This window comes from Halomonas sp. 3F2F (assembly GCF_014897805.1).
Classification (GTDB): Bacteria; Pseudomonadota; Gammaproteobacteria; order Pseudomonadales; family Halomonadaceae; genus Vreelandella.
Map to the genome: position 1 here is coordinate 19,520 of NZ_JABUZE010000042.1, position 16,455 is coordinate 35,974.

The window sequence follows — 16,455 nt, forward strand, 5'->3', positions numbered from 1 at the left end:
ATGCCTACCCCCCTGCCTCTCCCGCTTTCGACGCCAAACCGTAACCTCGTTCGATTAACGATCGTCAGAGGTATCACATGGACCGGCTTTTTACTGGCCATTATTGTTGGCATTGAGCTACTCGCTTTCGACTTGCCAGTGACTGCAGTCGTCAGTGTTGTGATTGCCATGGGGATACTGAATATCGTCACATGGTGGCGCTTAGGCAGACCCAAAGCGGTTAATCATTTCGAATATCTTGCCCACTTATTGGCCGATATTGCAGGCTTAACGCTGCTATTTTATTTTTCAGGCGGCTCAACAAACCCCTTTATTACTTACTATTTAGTGCCTGTCACTATCGCCGCCGCAACCCTTCCCTGGCGGCATGCTTGGATCATCGCCGCGTGTTCAATGGCAGGTTACACCTACCTGATGTTCTTTTATCACCCGATACCTCAGCTGGGCCACATTAACAGCGACGGCCCACTAAGCCTTCACGTATTGGGTATGTGGCTTAATTTTGGCTTATCAGCCGGACTGGTCACGTTCTTTATCTACAAAATGGCCCATGCACTGCGTAATCGAGATAAAGCACTATCTCGCACGCGAGAAGCGGCACTGCGCAATGAACAGGTGTTAGCCGTTGCTACTCAAGCCGCTGGTACGGCTCATGAGCTTGGCACGCCGCTTTCAACCATGGCCGTGCTGCTCAATGAAATGTACCAGGACGCGCCTAATGACTCCCCCTTGCAACAAGATATAGCCATTCTTCGCCAGCAAGTAGACGTGTGCAAATCGCGCTTACAACACCTTGTTGCGACGGCTGATCGTCGGCGCATGGCAGAACCAGAGATACTGGATGCTGAACTGTGGTTAGCCGCCGTTGTGCAACGCTGGCTCGTTATCAGGCCAGATGTTAGCCACTTTTTTGATGTTGCCGAGAAACGCGGCCGCCCCTGGTTGGCCGTCGATGCCACATTAGATCAAGCGCTAACCAATTTGCTGAATAACGCCGCCGACGCCAATCCAGAACAAATTGCTATTCGATTGGATTGGCAAGATGAAAGCGTTGTTATTGATATACGCGACCATGGACCCGGCATCGCCATGTCGATTGCTGACCAGCTAGGCGACACGTTTATTTCCACCAAAAGCAAAGGCATGGGGATTGGGCTGTTTTTAACCCATGCCACCATTAATCGTTTCGGTGGTGGAGTAAGCCTGTACAATCATCCTGAAGGCGGTACGTTAACGGAAGTGACGCTGCCGCTTTGTTCCGCCCCTGATAAGTAACAGCGACGCAGAGCATTCGCCAGAAAATCGAGGACATCATGCAGACGCAAGACCAACGCCTTCTAATCGTCGACGATGATGAAATGTTTTGTCACGTGCTAAGCAGAGCGCTTTCGCGTCGTGGTTTTGAGGTGCAAGTTGCCCACGATGCTGATCAAGCAATGGCGCTGATCACGCAGTTCATGCCAACGATGGCAACACTCGATCTAAAACTTGAGCATAGTTCCGGGCTTAAGCTACTGCCCGACATGCTGGCAAGCGCACCGAATTGCCGCATTGTGGTATTAACGGGGTATTCCAGCATCGCCACAGCGGTAGAAGCCATCAAACTTGGCGCTGTTAACTATCTATGCAAACCAGCGGATGCCGACGATGTTATTGCCGCTTTTGACCATCAGGATGGTGATCCGAATATTGAGCTAGCCGACAACCCTCCCTCTATCAACCGTATAACGTGGGAGCACATTCAAAAGGTGTTGCAAGAGCATGATGGCAACATTTCAGCCACGGCTAGGGCACTCGGTATGCATCGGCGCACATTACAACGCAAATTACAGAAGCGCCCGGTACGTCGGTAATTCGCCCACTCTTTGCGCAACGGCGACGCAAAGAGTGGGCGTCAACTTGATGTTATTGGGCGGTCCATCCTAGATCAATGTTCCAGCTGGCACCCGTTACAGCGCCTGCCGCATCGGAGGCTAAGTAAGCAACTAGCTGAGCAACCTCGGAAGGCTCAATCAAGCGCTTAACCGCTGCGTTTTTCAGCATGATTTTTTCAATCACCTCTTGCTCATCCATCCCATGTAGCTTGGCTTGGTCGGCGATCTGATTATCTACCAGCGGTGTTTTCACATAGGCGGGGCAAATAGTATTGGCGGTAATCCCCTGCTCACCACCTTCTAAAGCGGCGGTTTTCGTTAGTCCGATCATGCCGTGCTTGGCACTGATATAAGCGGCTTTGCCTGGTGAAGCCACCTGTGCATGCACAGACGCAATATTAATCACACGCCCCCAACCTTTTTTACGCATATGTGGCCATGCTGCCTGGGTAAGCAAAAACGGCGCTGTCAGCATTAAATCAATGATTTGACGCCACTTCTCTTCAGGGAACGTCTCAATAGAAGCGACGTGCTGAATACCTGCATTATTAACCAAAATATCGACGCCACCAAAGCGTTTAACCGCGTCAGCAATCGCGCCACGGCACGCGTCGGGGTCGGTTAAATCCCCCTGATAAAACGCTGCGCCAGCCGCGTCAGCCACTTCTTTTCCAGCCGGGTTAAAGTCTACTGCTGACACTTGAAAACCCTGCTCACAGAAATGTTTCACCACCGCTTCACCAATACCGCTGCTAGTGCCAGTGACCACAGCAACACGGGGTGTGACAGCTTTTTCAGAGGACATAAACGTTCCTTTTGCTGAGATTATTCAGAGTAAAAATGTAAAAACAACAGTGTAGATAGAGGTAGACGTTTCTGCCTAACCAACCTCTGGAGAAGATTTATCAGACACCATTAACTGCATCATCATGCGCTGGGCCAGTCGCGCAGCTTCCTGCATACTTTCTAAATCACTTAGATCCTCCAGAATGATGCGCTTATAAAGCTCACTGCCGTTGGGCAACGGTTCACATGAAAGCGAATAGTGGCCAGCAGGAAGGTTGAGGCGCAATAGATTCCCCAGAGAGGCATGCTGATTCAGGCGCGGCACAGCAACTAGCCACATCGCACAAGGTGTTATTAACGCACCGACCAGTAGTGACGCATGCTCCTCTTCCCAAGGCTGGAAGCACAGCGCATCAACACCAAGACGAGGGTTATAATGATCCGCCTGCTTCATTGAGCGCAGATGCGCATCTCGATAATGCAACGCTAATTCAGCTAAGCGTGCGTATTCTTGGGCAGCTAAGGTTTGCATACGCTCTTCCGATGATTAAACATTCGCCCATAACACGGCTTAATGAAGCGTGTAGTGTAGCGCTATTAGCCAAACTGCATGAGCTGCGCCACAATAGGCAACCCATTTTTAATAGATCTTTATCCTAAAGGAGTTTCTACGATGTTTGTGGTAATTTTTGGCCGCATGTCATGCCCCTTCTGCGTACGCGCAAAGCATCTCGCAGAGCATTTAGAGAGTAACGGAAAGATAGAAGGCTACCGCTACGTTGATATGCCTTCAGAAGGCGTTACCAAGGAAGATATTGCAAAAACGGCTGGCAAGCCTATTCATACCGTCCCCCAAGTGTTTGTTGACCAACAGCACATAGGCGGTTTTACTGAGTTCGACCATTTTGTGCGCCAACAGCAGCTGTTGGCTTCTTAACCCAGGCGTTAAAACTGACGTTTACACCCGTTGAACAACCAAATCTTCGCTTGCCTATACTGAAGTATCACAGCTTATATGACAGTTCATGTGACGTTCGATTAGGCGGCGAGGGTATCCCAATGCAGCGAGAGGAGTTTGTTCAACAGCTTTGGCTGGACTACATACATACACACCCAGACCTTGGCGGACTAAGATTGTGGCCACTAAGTACGTCAGCCGAGTATTTGACCTTGGTGACGCTAAATCATGGTCCCTTTGCTGCTAGCGAGCTCAACACCAGCCTTGCACATATGGGCTACCGATCAGTTGGCCATTACGCTATGGCAGATAAAGGCCTTTTGGTGCATTTACTTGCACCTAATGACAATAGCAGTTGGCTGGTATTAGCAGAGTTGCAGCTGGGTACGCTTTCAAAAGCACCCCGCGAAGCATTAACGCAGCTCGTGCTACAAAGCCATCCGGCCGATTGCCAAGGGCAAAATTTACTAAGCCGAGGACGCCCATGGCCAATGCCCTCTTGGGCGCTCTATCAGCAGCTACAACAGGCACATCCCCTCGCTGCCTGGCTAGCGATCATGGGCCCTAGACTGCATCACGCAGGTTTCGACTGCTCAACGATTGGCGAGCCCCTAGACACCTTGCATAGTCAGCTTGAAGCATGCGGCATGCCCAGTTTTGAGGGGCAACAAAACGGCGTATTTTCCGTGTCACCGCTACTTGAGCATCGATTTTATCCTGCAATGCCACAAAAAACCGTTTTCAGCTCAGGCGATGAGCATCGTCTTTGTCTGGGGGGACTAGCACTCGTGCAAAAACATGTCGGCGATGACCATGAGCGTATTGCTGAAATCCTACTTCCTTTCCACACCCGCTGTGAAATGGCGTGAGCTGATTAGCTCACGCCTGTTAAGAGTAGTCGACTAAGGGTTATTCAGCGTCAAACGTCATTTCAGGAACGTGATCGGGCACAATCAGCTTGCCAGCTGTTTTTTCAATAATTTCTTCAACACTGACACCAGGGGCACGCTCTTTGAGAATAAAAGCACCGTCTTTAATTTCCAAATAAGCCAGGTCGGTCAATACGCGATTGATGCAACCTGCCCCTGTTAGAGGAAGCGTGCACTTTTCTAGCAACTTGGACTCACCGTGTTTCGAGGCGTGCGTCATGGTACAGATAATGTTTTCTGCGCCAGCAACCAAATCCATCGCGCCGCCCATCCCTTTGATGAGCTTGCCTGGCACCATCCATGACGCAATATTCCCCTCTTGGTCCACTTCAAAAGCACCCAGCACGGTCAGATCCACATGACCGCCACGAATCATGGCGAATGATTCTGCTGAAGAGAAAATAGCAGCCCCAGGACGAGCGGTGACCGTCTGCTTACCGGCGTTGATCATATCAGCATCAACTTCTTCCTCAGTGGGAAAACGCCCCATACCCAGCAGTCCATTTTCGGACTGCAGCATGACATCAATACCGTCAGGTACATAGTTGGCAACCAGCGTAGGTATGCCGATACCTAAATTGACGTAAAAGCCGTCTTCAAGTTCACGCGCAACGCGCTGTGCCATTTGCTCACGTGTTAAAGCCATGGTGTATACCTCTTATTGAGTGAAAATGTCTAAACCAGAGAGCGATCAGCTACGTACCGTGCGTTTTTCGATGCGCTTCTCGAATGAGCCTTGAATAATGCGATCCACATAGATACCGGGGGTATGGATCTGGCTTGGCTCCAATTCTCCTGGTTCAACAATTTCCTCAACTTCTACAACCGTTATTTTTCCAGCGGTGGCTGCCATGGGATTGAAGTTCTGTGCCGTATGCCGATACATGACGTTGCCATAGCGATCCGCTTTCCAGCCTTTAACAATCGCGAAATCACCGGTAATGGCTTCTTCTAAAATATAGTGGCGGCCGTTAAATTCACGCACCTCTTTACCTTCACCAATAGGTGTTCCGTAACCTGTGGCGGTATAGAATGCAGGGATACCCGCACCACCGGCGCGCATTTTCTCGGCCAGCGTGCCTTGGGGTGTTAGCACAACTTCAATTTCGTCGTTAAGCATTTGCTGTTCAAACATTGCGTTCTCGCCAACATAAGAAGCGAGAATTTTACGAATCTGACGATCTTCGAGCAGCACACCTAGCCCGAAACCATCAACACCACAATTGTTAGACACTACCGTGAGGTCAGTGACAGCCCGACGTTTAATCTCAGCGATCAAATTTTCAGGAATGCCGCAAAGGCCAAAACCGCCAGCAATAACGGTCATGCCACTTTCGATACCTTCCATCGCTTCCTCATAGGAAGATACACGCTTGTCAAATCCTGCCATTGTTATGCCTCGCATTATTATCGGTGGTACGTTGCACGCGTCGTTATGATGCGGTTGGATCTGTATAGCCAGTGTTGTACCAGATGATATATTTGTTAAGTTTGTTTTTCTTATCAATTTATATAAAAAATTTATTAAAGGGTCCGTATGACCGTTAAGCAACTTCGCGCTTTTCTGGCGGTAGCCCAAACCCTGAGCTTTACCCAAGCCTGTGAGCGCCTGCACCTGTCTCAGCCAGCGCTCAGCTTGGCCATCAAAGGGCTTGAAGATTCGCTGGGGGGAAAGCTGTTGATACGCAGTACCCGTAGCGTCCGACTCACACCTGAGGGTGAAACCCTTATCCCACTGGCGAAGCATTTACTTGCTCAGTGGGATAATACTGAAGAGCGGCTGCGCCAACGCTTCACTCTCCAGCTTGGCCGTTTAAGCGTAGCAGCCATGCCCTCTTTTGCGTGTAATTTACTGCCCAGCGCCCTGGTTACCTTCCGTCGGCAATATCCTAAGATCAATATTACTGTCCATGATGTTATCAACGAAGAAGTCATCGACATGGTGCGCTCTCGCCAAGTGGAAATCGGCATTGCCTTTTTACCCGAAGGAACCGGCAGCTTAACGTTCACACCACTCTTTGAAGATCAGTTTATCGCTGTCGTCCCCCCCCAATCAGGATTGGCCCAGGCCAACACACTGAGCTGGGCCACCTTGTTACAACAGGATTTTATTACCCTTCAACGCCCATCAATGGTGCGTAGATTGTTAGAGCAAGGACTTGCCAAACAACACATTGACTTACCGGTCGCTTTTGAAAGCCATCAGCTCTCAACCGTTGGTAGAATGGTGGCCGATGGCTTAGGCGTAAGTGCCGTGCCTTCAATGTGTATTCAGCAAATGCACCAACTCGGCGCTCGTTGCGTTCCCTTAACCTCACCAGGCATTGCCTGCCGAGTGGGGATACTGACGCATCATGAGTTATCTGTCGCGGCACAGGCTCTGAGCAAAGTGCTAATCGAAGGTATCAACACACCGACACTGACGCCCTAGCACATCCGTTAAGCATGCTAAGGTTTGGTAGTATACTGGGCAGCGTGGGCGTGATCCTTTAGCATTTACGCGGGGTTGCCTATAAATTGGTCACCTAGCGCTAAAATTGCACCACTGGTGTCATCATACGTAAAAGGAACTGTGGTATGTCTACTGCCAAAGGAGTCGTCAGCCTGTTGCTGCTGACGCTAACGACACTGTTTTGGGGCGTGCCACTCATTTTGTTAACGCTGTTAAAAGTCATCACCCCAGGACGACATCAAAAACAGAGAATTCTTGATGGTCTGTGCCGCGTTGCGCTCAATTGGATTGGCGCAAATCTGTGGTGGATGCGCCGGTGGATCAAGCCTGATGTAAACATCAGCATTCCGGATTCACTCAGCCCACATCAATGGTGGCTGGTTATTTCAAACCACCGCAGTTGGACAGATATCTTCATTCTTTTTATGGCATTGCATCGCCGCATTCCAATGCCCCGGTTCTTTTTGAAACATCAGTTAATTTGGATTCCTATCGTCGGACTGGCATTTTGGGCGTTAGAATTCCCTTTTATGCGGCGCTTCAGTCGTGAGCAACTTGCCAAAAACCCTAAACTCGCCACTATCGACCGTGAATCAACTGAGCGCGTTTGCCGGCAAGCTAGAAATGCCCCCATTGCAATATTTAATTTTGTCGAGGGGACACGCTTTACCGTAGCAAAACGGGAAAAACAGCAAAGCCCATTTCGGCACTTACTGAGACCCAAGGCTGGCGGTGTCTCTCAGGTGCTTAGCCTGCTTGGTGACAAACTGGATGGCATTTTGGATGTCACCATCAGCTATGAAAACCCAACGCCAACTTTCTGGGGTTTTCTATGCGGAAAAGAGGCTTGCATCACACTTAACGCAAGGCAACTCGCTATTCCCCAATGGATGAACGAAGCCAACTATCACGAAGAACAGCAGCACAAGGAACGGTTCCACGCATGGATCAATTCACTCTGGCAGGAAAAAGACGCCTTGCTAGCCAAGCAAACCAATCACGACTAGCTCGATGGTTAGCGGCCTGTTTGCTAGCAACGTTGTTAGCGGGATGTGCTGGTTCTCCCTCTTCAAATGATCAAAACAACCCTGTGCCCAGTAGCACTGCCGGTCAAATAAATGGTGAATGGGTAGCGGTACAGCGTGGCGATACGCTAGGAAAACTTGCCAACCGAGCAAATGTTCCACTAGAACGTCTTGAACGCTTCAACCCTGGAACAAATGCTCAACGCTTAAACGTTGGACAACGTTTATTAATACCTACCCAGCAAGAGCGAGCGCCCTCTGGCGGGCCCTATCGCTACCAAATTCGGCCTGGCGATACCTATTCAAGTATCGCGCGCCATTTTGGCACCACATCAGGGCGTATGCAGAGTGCCAATCCTGGCACCTCTCCCACAGCGCTCAGAGTTGGCCAAATTGTCAGTGTACCGCTGAGTAGCAGCACCACCTCAAGCAGCGCCAGCAGTTCCAGCACTAGCCAGCCAGCACCGACGCCAAGCGCAAGCTTGCCTGCATCTGCACGTCGTTGGCCCTGGCCCTTAGAGGATTATCGGATTGTGCGCCGCTTTGGTGCCGATAGCCGTGGCACGCTACAACCTATGCTACTGGCCACCCAAGCCGGTGCCAAAGCCCAAGCAGTCGCGCCAGGTGAAGTGCGTTTTGCTGATGGAATGCGCCAGCTTGGCGAAGTTGTCATTATTCATCATGCGGATAACTTACAAACCGTCTACGCACTGTGCGAACGCATTTTAGTCCGTGTCGGCCAGCAAGTGAGTACAGGCGACCCACTTTGTGATGTCGGCCAAAGCAGTGCCTCACAGCGCTACGACCTGCTTTTTGACCTGCGCCAAGGCGGAAAACCTATCGACCCCCGACAAGTATTAAGATGAAGTAAAAAAAGCCCCTGAATTTCAGGGGCTTTTTTCATGAACAGTGGCGGTGTTAGCCGCGATAATAGCCTGGCTTCACAAACGGCGTAGGTGTCACAACCATCGGCAACTGTTTACCTCTCACCAACGCATAAACTGTGGTCTCCGGCGCTTCCCATTCACGCCCCACGTACCCCATGGCAATTGGCTTACCAACACTTGGCCCAAAGCCACCGGAAGTCACAACACCAATTTCATTACCCTTTGCATCAACTAAAAGCGCGCCCTCTCTTACTGGTGCTCGCCCTTCTGCCACTAGCCCTACCCGCTTACGCGTATGATCTTTCGCGGCTACTTGGTGCAGAATAATCTCCGCTCCTGGGAAACCTGCTGGACGCTCCCCATCATGTCGGCGAGGCTTACCAATCGCCCAAATAAGCCCAGCTTCTACAGGCGTCGTCGTCATATCCATATCGTGCCCGTACAAACACAGCCCTGCTTCTAGGCGAAGCGAGTCGCGCGCACCCAAGCCAATCGCTTCAACTTCAGGCTCAGCTAACAGCTGCTCTGCCAATGCCTGGCATGCATCAGAAGCTACTGATATTTCAAAACCATCTTCACCAGTATAACCGCTACGACTAATCCAGACTTCCTGCCCCGCCATCGTGAAGCGGCCATGCTGCATAAACGTTAGCTCACACGCTTGGGGACACAAACGTTCCATGACATCGCGTGCTTGCGGGCCTTGCAGAGCCAGTAGCCCACGGTCGAGCACCTCAATGTGATGAGTAGCAGCAAGATTGGTGCGCAGATGGGCAATATCCTGCTCTTTGCAAGCAGCATTGACGACCAGATAAAAATGATCACCTGCATTGACGGCCATTAGATCATCGATAATACCGCCATCAGTCCCGGTTAATAGTCCATAGCGCTGCTCACCTTTGCTTAACCCCACTAGGTCTGCTGGGATGAGTGACTCAAGCGCCTCAGCAACATTGTCGCCAGAAACCGCTATTTGGCCCATGTGAGAAACATCAAACAGCCCACATTGTTGACGCGTGTGCTCATGCTCTTTTTTGACACCCAATGGGTATTGCACCGGCATGTCATAACCCGCAAAGGGAACCATTTTGGCTCCTAGCGAAAGATGCAATTCATGAAGTGGCGTCTGTTTAAGGTCGGTCATGGGATTTCCTCGGTCGAGAAAGAGAAACGGGAAGCCATGACTGGCTTCCCGGCTCTATTACATCTTATCGGCCCATATTACGTTGAATAGGGCTTACTTATCATGATCTAGCGCTTCACCCGGCAGCACATCTTTGCCTGCAAAGTAATCACGGGTAAGTTTGAATACCACTGGCGAAAGTAGCGCCAGCGCGATCAAGTTGGGAATGGCCATCATAGCGTTAAAGGTATCAGCCATCAGCCAAATAAAACCAAGCTGCGCGATAGCACCCAGCGGGATTGCCAGAACGAACAGCACGCGATACAGCATAATCGAACGTGTACCGAACAGGAACTGACAGCACTTCTCGCCGTAGAAAGACCAGCCAAGAATCGTGGTGAAGGCAAACACAGCCAGGGCAATCGCAACAATCTGGTTACCAAAACCGGGCAAGGCAGCATCGAACGAAAGCGCCGTCAGTGATGCACCCGCCTCACCATCAATCCATACTGTGGAGGTCAAAATAACCAGTGCCGTAATGGTACAAACGACAATCGTATCGATAAAGGTACCCAGCATGGCGATAAGGCCTTGGCGAACCGGGTTTTTGGTCTGCGCTGCTGCGTGTGCAATGGGTGCACTACCTAAACCTGCTTCGTTAGAGAAAATACCGCGTGCTACACCAAACCGGATAGCAGCCATGACTGCCGCACCGGCAAAGCCACCCGCTGCTGCCATCGGATTAAAGGCGTAATAGAAAATCAAACCAAACGCTTCACCAATTTGGCTTGCATTCACGATCAAGACCAACAGCCCGGCAATCACGTAAGCAATCCCCATGATGGGCACTAGTTTACCGGCTACTTTTGCAATGCGCTTAATGCCGCCGAGGATAACAGCCCCCGCCAGCACCATGATAATTACGCCGGTTAGCCAATGCGGAACACCAAAGGTAGAGTCCATTGCATCCGCTACAGAGTTTGACTGTACGGTATTACCGATCCCGAAAGCCGCTACCGCACCAAAGAATGAGAACAGCCCACCCAGCCAGAGCCATTTCTTACCGAGGCCATTCTTTATATAGAACATCGGGCCACCGACGTGGTAGCCAGTGCTATCGGTTTCACGATAACGCACAGCAAGAACTGCTTCGGAAAATTTAGTGGCCATCCCCACTAACGCAGTGATCCACATCCAGAACACCGCGCCTGGGCCACCAAGCGCAATAGCCGTTGCCACACCCGCGATATTACCTGTGCCAATCGTCGCGGATAGCGCCGTCATCAGTGCATCAAAAGGTGAAATCTCACCGTCTTGGTCAGCAGACGTCTGGTCAGCATCTGCTTTGCTAGGCTTAGTGTCGCGGCCCTTCCACATGAGCTTGAAACCCACACCAAGCTTTCTAATCGGCATCAGCTTCAAGCCAATCTGTAAGTAAATCCCTACGCCTAGCAGTAGGACCAACATTATCGGGCCCCAAACGACACCGTTAATTGCCCCTAGGAGGTTGGTTAGTATTTCCACGTGTTTCTCCTTACCCTGTTCGTTAGCTCGTTTATTATGGGTACCGGGCAGTCAAGCTGCCTTGTTTTATGCTGCTGAGGTTATCAAACGTTTCCACCATAGCGCGTCTCACGCTTTGAAAAAACGCATAATTGGCATGTTTTACACCATTTTCCTAGTGCGCATCCATTGTCATGTCGCAACTCAGTAGAGAAAGCATCTGTTTTCAAAAAAACTAGCAGATATAAAGCATCAGGAAACACGACGTGTTTTTTTGCCACCATGGGGCGTTGAAGAAATTTGTTTCCGATCGGAAACACGTTAACATAGGGCACAGATCGCCTAGCTTAGAACTGGCCAATAGTCGCCAAGGCGAACGACAGGCGTTAGTATGCTCCTGTCCAGACAACTGTTTCATAAAGGGAATCATCATGAGCAATCTTCCTGCCAATCTTCGTTATGCCGCAAGCCACGAATGGGTACTTGACCACCAAGACGGTACCGTCACGATCGGCATTACTGATCATGCCCAAGAAGCGCTGGGTGACGTTGTTTTCGTTGAACTGCCAGAAGTCGGTCAGGCACTCAACAAAGGCCAAGAGTTCGGCGTTATCGAGTCTGTTAAGGCGGCTTCTGACCTTTACTCGCCGGTTAACGGTGAAGTTATCGAAGTGAATGAGGCGCTTGAAGATTCGCCGGAGACAGTCAATGAAGCGCCTTATGAAGGTGGTTGGATTATGAAGGTGCGCCTGACAGACACAGCCCTTGAAGGGTTGCTAGACGCAGATGCTTACCAGGCAACACTTAGTTCAGACGATTAATTAGTCGGAAAGCCTGCGTAAAGCAGGCTTTCTAGTTTCACCCTGCGCGGTTTTCTCATTACGTTCGGAACCCTCCCATGCCATTTGAAACACGCCGTTTGGCCGAACTGGCCGACCATGATGCTTTTATCAAACGCCACAATGGGCCTAGCCCCGCTGATGTCGACACTATGTTAAAAGCGCTCAATTTGCAGCGCATGGAAGATCTTATTGAGCAAACCGTGCCAAGCGATATCCGCCTTGGCCGTGAGTTAGCCCTGGACGACCCACGCAGCGAAGCAGAAGCGCTAGACTACCTAAGCCAGCTGGCGCGCCAAAATCGTGTGGCTAAAAGCTACATCGGCCAAGGTTACTACGGCACCCACATGCCGGCGGTCATTCAGCGCAATGTGCTGGAAAATCCGGGCTGGTACACCGCTTATACGCCTTATCAGCCTGAGATCTCTCAAGGCCGACTAGAGGGCCTGCTTAACTTTCAGCAGGTTATTATGGATTTAACCGGCATGGAGCTTGCCAATGCTTCATTGCTGGACGAAGCGACCGCCGCAGCGGAAGCGATGGCACTATGCAAGCGCAGCAACAAGAAAAGTAAGTCAACAACCTTCTTTGTTGCCGATGATCTATTTCCGCAAACGTTAGACGTTATTAAAACTCGCGCGGAGTTTTTTGGCTTTGAGCTAATCAGTGGCCCCGCTGAAACGCTGGCAGAACACGATGTGTTTGGTGCCCTGGTGCAATACCCTTCCGCCAGCGGCAACATCACGGACCTTTCTCCTCTACTAAGTGCTGCCAAAGAACGCGGCATCATGACGTGCGTCGCCACGGATCTATTGAGCCTAGTGCTACTTAAAGAACCAGGAGCAATGGGCGCTGATATCGTCGTCGGTAACTCCCAGCGTTTTGGTGTCCCCATGGGCTTTGGTGGCCCGCATGCAGCTTTCTTCGCCACATCCGATAAGCTAAAGCGCTCGATTCCTGGCCGCATTATTGGTGTCTCAAAAGATAGCCGCGGTAACACTGCATTGCGCATGGCCATGCAGACCCGCGAGCAGCATATCCGCCGCGAGAAAGCGACCTCCAATATTTGTACTGCTCAGGCACTACTAGCAAATATTGCTGGCTTCTACGCCACCTACCATGGTGCAGAGGGTCTTCGCAAAATTGCAGGCCGCGTACATCGCCTCACTACTTTATTAGCGGAAGGCCTTAAGCAAGGTGGGGTCACGTTAGCGAACGACAGCTGGTTTGATACACTCCGCCTGACTCAAATAGATGCGGGTAAAATTCATGGCCGCGCCATGACGCATGACATCAACCTTCATTACTTCGCCAATGGCGATGTGGGCATTAGCCTGGATGAAACGACAACGGCTCACGACGTCGCGACGCTTTTTGATGTGCTGTTAGGCGATGAGCACGGCTTGTCCGTCGCAGCGTTTGATGGACAGGTCATTAGTGACGAGCTTAGCGGCATTCCTGCGCTGTATCGGCGTGAAAGCAGCTTTTTGGAACACCCCACGTTTACCCGTTATCGCAGTGAAACCGAGATGCTGCGTTATTTGAAACGTCTCGAAAATAAAGACCTTTCCTTAGCTCATGCCATGATCCCGCTGGGTTCGTGCACGATGAAGCTAAACGCTACCAGTGAAATGATTCCGATCTCCTGGCCTGCGTTTGCGCACCTCCACCCGTTCGCCCCTCGCGATCAAGTGGCCGGCTATCATCAAATGATTGATGAGCTAGCCGCCTTCTTAGTGGAAGTGACGGGGTATGACCATATCTCCATGCAACCCAACTCAGGTGCCCAGGGTGAATATGCGGGTCTGCTGGCTATTCGTCGCTATCAGGCAGCACAAGGTGAAGCTCATCGTGATGTGTGCTTAATCCCCAGCTCTGCCCACGGCACTAACCCTGCGTCTGCCGCCATGCTAAGCATGGACGTTGTCGTGGTTGAGTGTGACGCCAACGGCAACATTGACCTGGATGATCTAACGCGCAAAGCCGAGCAGCACAGTGATCGCCTATCTGCCGTAATGATCACGTATCCCTCTACTCACGGTGTCTTCGAGTCCCATGTTCGCAAGGTTTGCGAGGTAGTACATCAGCATGGCGGCCAAGTGTATGTGGATGGTGCCAACATGAATGCTCAGGTGGGGTTGACGCGGCCCGGTGACTTCGGTGGTGATGTCTCGCACCTCAATCTGCACAAAACATTTTGTATACCCCACGGTGGCGGTGGCCCGGGAATGGGCCCGATTGGTGTCAAAGCTCACCTTGCCCCCTTCGTTTCCAATCACGTGGTTACGCCTATTAATGGTGTTAACCCAGAAAACAGTGCGGTTTCCGCTGCAGCATTTGGCAGCGCGTCAATTCTGCCAATTTCCTGGGCTTACATTAAGATGATGGGCGCACGTGGGCTTCGCGAAGCAACTGAGCTGGCTATTCTTAATGCCAATTATATTGCCAAGCGATTAGAGAGTGCTTACCCGATTCTCTACCGTGGCCAGAACGGCAATGTCGCCCACGAATGCATCATCGATATTCGTCCGCTCAAGAGTGCTTCCGGTATCAGTGAAGAAGATATTGCCAAGCGTCTGATGGACTACGGTTTCCATGCACCGACCATGTCGTTCCCTGTGCCCGGCACACTGATGATCGAGCCTACAGAGTCTGAGTCACTCTACGAAATTGATCGCTTCTGTGATGCCATGATCGCGATTCGAGAAGAGATTGCGCGCGTCGAAAAGGGTGATTGGCCGCTGGATAATAACCCGTTGGTGAATGCCCCTCATACCCAAGCAGATTTGATGGATAGCGAGTGGCAACGCCCTTATGACCGTAAACTGGGCGCCTTCCCAACTGATGCTGTTGCTGCGTCAAAGTATTGGCCTGCGGTTAACCGCGTTGATAACGTATTCGGTGATCGGCAACTTATCTGCACTTGCCCTAGCATTGACGAATACCGTCGTTAATACTCAACGCATACACTATTAAACGACAAGACATCCCTGTCTCTTAAACGCCCTTGGCGCTCGTTATTCGGGCACCAGGGGCGTTTTTTCTTGCAGGCGTTGGTGATGAAACCCCTCCAGTAGCTTTTCATAACGTTTCGGCAAGACCGAATCTCGCCGGCGCAGCAGATAAAGCACTTCATTAATCCCTTGAGGTAACGCCAACGCTTTTACTTGGCGTTGCCAAGGAGAGGTTTCTAACACCAAGCGTGAGACAACGGTAAAACCTAGCCCTCGCGCGACCGCATCCAGCACCATGCTCACTTCGTTAGTAAACCCCTGATGCCGAAAATGCGTCATTGAACGAAATTCGTCTGGATAATTGGCGCGCAGCAGTGCATTGGCGTGATTAATGCCGTCGTAGTAATTAAGAAAACCAATGCCCATCAGGTCGGTTAGCGTGCTGCCAGCAAAATCAGCAGGCACGACTAAACATAATGGCTCTTTGTGCCATACCGTGCAGGTCAGTTCGGTATGGTTGACCTGCTCAGTCACGATGCCAATATCGTAGCGGCCTTCAAGCAGGTCATTAACGATTTCGTGATTAAAAGCAAAACTGTAATTGACCGTTAAGTTGGGGTGCATCTGCTGCTGACCAAGAATAAAAGGATAAAACATCAAGCCAACACTTCCTGGAGATGCAATCCGGCATTCACCGCTATCCAGCGAGTCGTCATCTAAACCATGGCGAAACTGCTCATGCTCGGCAAATAGCTTCAACGCATAATCATAAGCCCTTCGTCCAGACTCCGTTAGCGTAAAACTTCTGCCCTTTCTCTCTATCAGCGGTTTATCTAAATAGCTTTCTAACTTGCGGATATGCTGGCTGACGCCAGGCTGCGTCATCTCCAAACGGCGCGCAGTTCGTGTGAAACTCCCCGTTTCCACTAACGTTATAAACGTCCGAAAATACTGGGCATTAAACATAATAAAGCGCCATCTTGACTAGCCACCGTGTGCTCTTAACGAGAGCACAGAGTAGCACAATCCGACTCTTAAACGGACGCTAAGGACCGTCACTACCCTTATTGCTTGAATTCAGTTAAGTGGTTATGCAAAAGTTATCGAGTTACTTTTTCCGTAATT

The 16,455-nt window shown here is 50.8% G+C and carries 16 protein-coding genes; 9 read left to right on the forward strand and 7 right to left on the reverse strand.

The annotated features are described in order from the left end of the window. Together INT21_RS05330 and INT21_RS05335 are read left to right on the forward strand one after the other, a co-directional pair. The gene (locus INT21_RS05330) at positions 1 to 1,275 is read left to right on the forward strand and encodes an ATP-binding protein (protein ID WP_089038418.1); all 1,275 of its coding nucleotides are present in this window, start codon (positions 1 to 3) and stop codon (positions 1,273 to 1,275) included. A gap of 38 nt (positions 1,276 to 1,313) precedes the next feature. Beyond that, positions 1,314 to 1,853 carry a response regulator transcription factor gene (locus INT21_RS05335; protein WP_089038419.1) on the forward strand — a complete coding sequence of 180 codons (540 nt, stop codon included), beginning with the start codon at positions 1,314 to 1,316 and terminating at the stop codon, positions 1,851 to 1,853. Positions 1,854 to 1,905: 52 nt separating this feature from the next. Here INT21_RS05335 and INT21_RS05340 read toward each other — a convergent pair whose 3' ends face one another. Together INT21_RS05340 and hybE are read right to left on the reverse strand one after the other, a co-directional pair. Continuing rightward, entirely contained in the window at positions 1,906 to 2,679 is a 774-nt protein-coding gene (locus INT21_RS05340) for a 3-hydroxybutyrate dehydrogenase (protein WP_193084927.1), read from the reverse strand. Between the two features lie 75 nt (positions 2,680 to 2,754). Next, entirely contained in the window at positions 2,755 to 3,192 is a 438-nt protein-coding gene (hybE, locus tag INT21_RS05345) for a [NiFe]-hydrogenase assembly chaperone HybE (protein WP_193084928.1), read from the reverse strand. Between the two features lie 141 nt (positions 3,193 to 3,333). On the opposite strand from hybE, the gene INT21_RS05350 reads away from it, so the two are divergent. Together INT21_RS05350 and INT21_RS05355 are read left to right on the forward strand one after the other, a co-directional pair. Further along, positions 3,334 to 3,597: a GrxA family glutaredoxin gene (locus INT21_RS05350; protein WP_038484415.1), complete on the forward strand. Its 264-nt coding sequence runs from the start codon at positions 3,334 to 3,336 to the stop codon at positions 3,595 to 3,597. Positions 3,598 to 3,719: 122 nt separating this feature from the next. Beyond that, positions 3,720 to 4,487, forward strand: coding sequence for a DUF1338 family protein (locus tag INT21_RS05355; RefSeq protein ID WP_193084929.1), 768 nt, complete (start codon positions 3,720 to 3,722; stop codon positions 4,485 to 4,487). A 40-nt stretch (positions 4,488 to 4,527) separates the two neighbouring features. Here the strand turns inward: INT21_RS05355 and INT21_RS05360 are convergent, their stop codons facing one another. Together INT21_RS05360 and INT21_RS05365 are read right to left on the reverse strand one after the other, a co-directional pair. Next, the gene (locus INT21_RS05360; protein ID WP_038484421.1) at positions 4,528 to 5,193 is read right to left on the reverse strand and encodes a CoA transferase subunit B; all 666 of its coding nucleotides are present in this window, start codon (positions 5,191 to 5,193) and stop codon (positions 4,528 to 4,530) included. A 45-nt stretch (positions 5,194 to 5,238) separates the two neighbouring features. Next, positions 5,239 to 5,937 carry a CoA transferase subunit A gene (locus tag INT21_RS05365; protein WP_009724478.1) on the reverse strand — a complete coding sequence of 233 codons (699 nt, stop codon included), beginning with the start codon at positions 5,935 to 5,937 and terminating at the stop codon, positions 5,239 to 5,241. Positions 5,938 to 6,084: 147 nt separating this feature from the next. Here INT21_RS05365 and INT21_RS05370 point away from each other — a divergent pair, with 147 nt between their 5' ends. The 3 genes from INT21_RS05370 to INT21_RS05380 all read left to right on the forward strand — a co-directional run bounded on the left by INT21_RS05370 (position 6,085) and on the right by INT21_RS05380 (position 8,890). After that, positions 6,085 to 6,978, forward strand: coding sequence for a LysR family transcriptional regulator (locus INT21_RS05370; RefSeq protein ID WP_193084930.1), 894 nt, complete (start codon positions 6,085 to 6,087; stop codon positions 6,976 to 6,978). 146 nt (positions 6,979 to 7,124) lie between these two features. Then, positions 7,125 to 8,006 carry an acyltransferase gene (locus INT21_RS05375; RefSeq protein WP_193060361.1) on the forward strand — a complete coding sequence of 294 codons (882 nt, stop codon included), beginning with the start codon at positions 7,125 to 7,127 and terminating at the stop codon, positions 8,004 to 8,006. Next, positions 7,943 to 8,890 (forward strand): LysM peptidoglycan-binding domain-containing protein, encoded by a 948-nt coding sequence (locus tag INT21_RS05380; RefSeq protein ID WP_226912377.1) that lies wholly within the window; start codon positions 7,943 to 7,945, stop codon positions 8,888 to 8,890. Before INT21_RS05375 ends, INT21_RS05380 begins: the two co-directional genes overlap by 64 nt. Before the next feature lie 52 nt (positions 8,891 to 8,942). On the opposite strand, the gene gcvT is transcribed toward INT21_RS05380, so the two are convergent. After that, positions 8,943 to 10,055 carry a glycine cleavage system aminomethyltransferase GcvT gene (gcvT, locus tag INT21_RS05385; protein WP_193084931.1) on the reverse strand — a complete coding sequence of 371 codons (1,113 nt, stop codon included), beginning with the start codon at positions 10,053 to 10,055 and terminating at the stop codon, positions 8,943 to 8,945. Positions 10,056 to 10,148: 93 nt separating this feature from the next. Next, positions 10,149 to 11,558 (reverse strand): alanine/glycine:cation symporter family protein, encoded by a 1,410-nt coding sequence (locus INT21_RS05390; protein WP_089038426.1) that lies wholly within the window; start codon positions 11,556 to 11,558, stop codon positions 10,149 to 10,151. A 410-nt stretch (positions 11,559 to 11,968) separates the two neighbouring features. Between INT21_RS05390 and gcvH the strand changes: the two genes are divergently transcribed. After that, positions 11,969 to 12,358, forward strand: a complete 390-nt coding sequence (gcvH, locus tag INT21_RS05395; protein WP_172420886.1) for a glycine cleavage system protein GcvH — start codon at positions 11,969 to 11,971, stop codon at positions 12,356 to 12,358. Positions 12,359 to 12,435: 77 nt separating this feature from the next. Continuing rightward, positions 12,436 to 15,330, forward strand: a complete 2,895-nt coding sequence (gcvP, locus tag INT21_RS05400; protein ID WP_193060360.1) for an aminomethyl-transferring glycine dehydrogenase — start codon at positions 12,436 to 12,438, stop codon at positions 15,328 to 15,330. A 63-nt stretch (positions 15,331 to 15,393) separates the two neighbouring features. Here the strand turns inward: gcvP and INT21_RS05405 are convergent, their stop codons facing one another. After that, on the reverse strand, positions 15,394 to 16,296 hold the full coding sequence (locus INT21_RS05405) for a LysR family transcriptional regulator (RefSeq protein WP_038484441.1): 903 nt from the start codon (positions 16,294 to 16,296) through the stop codon (positions 15,394 to 15,396). Positions 16,297 to 16,455 lie beyond the last annotated feature (159 nt).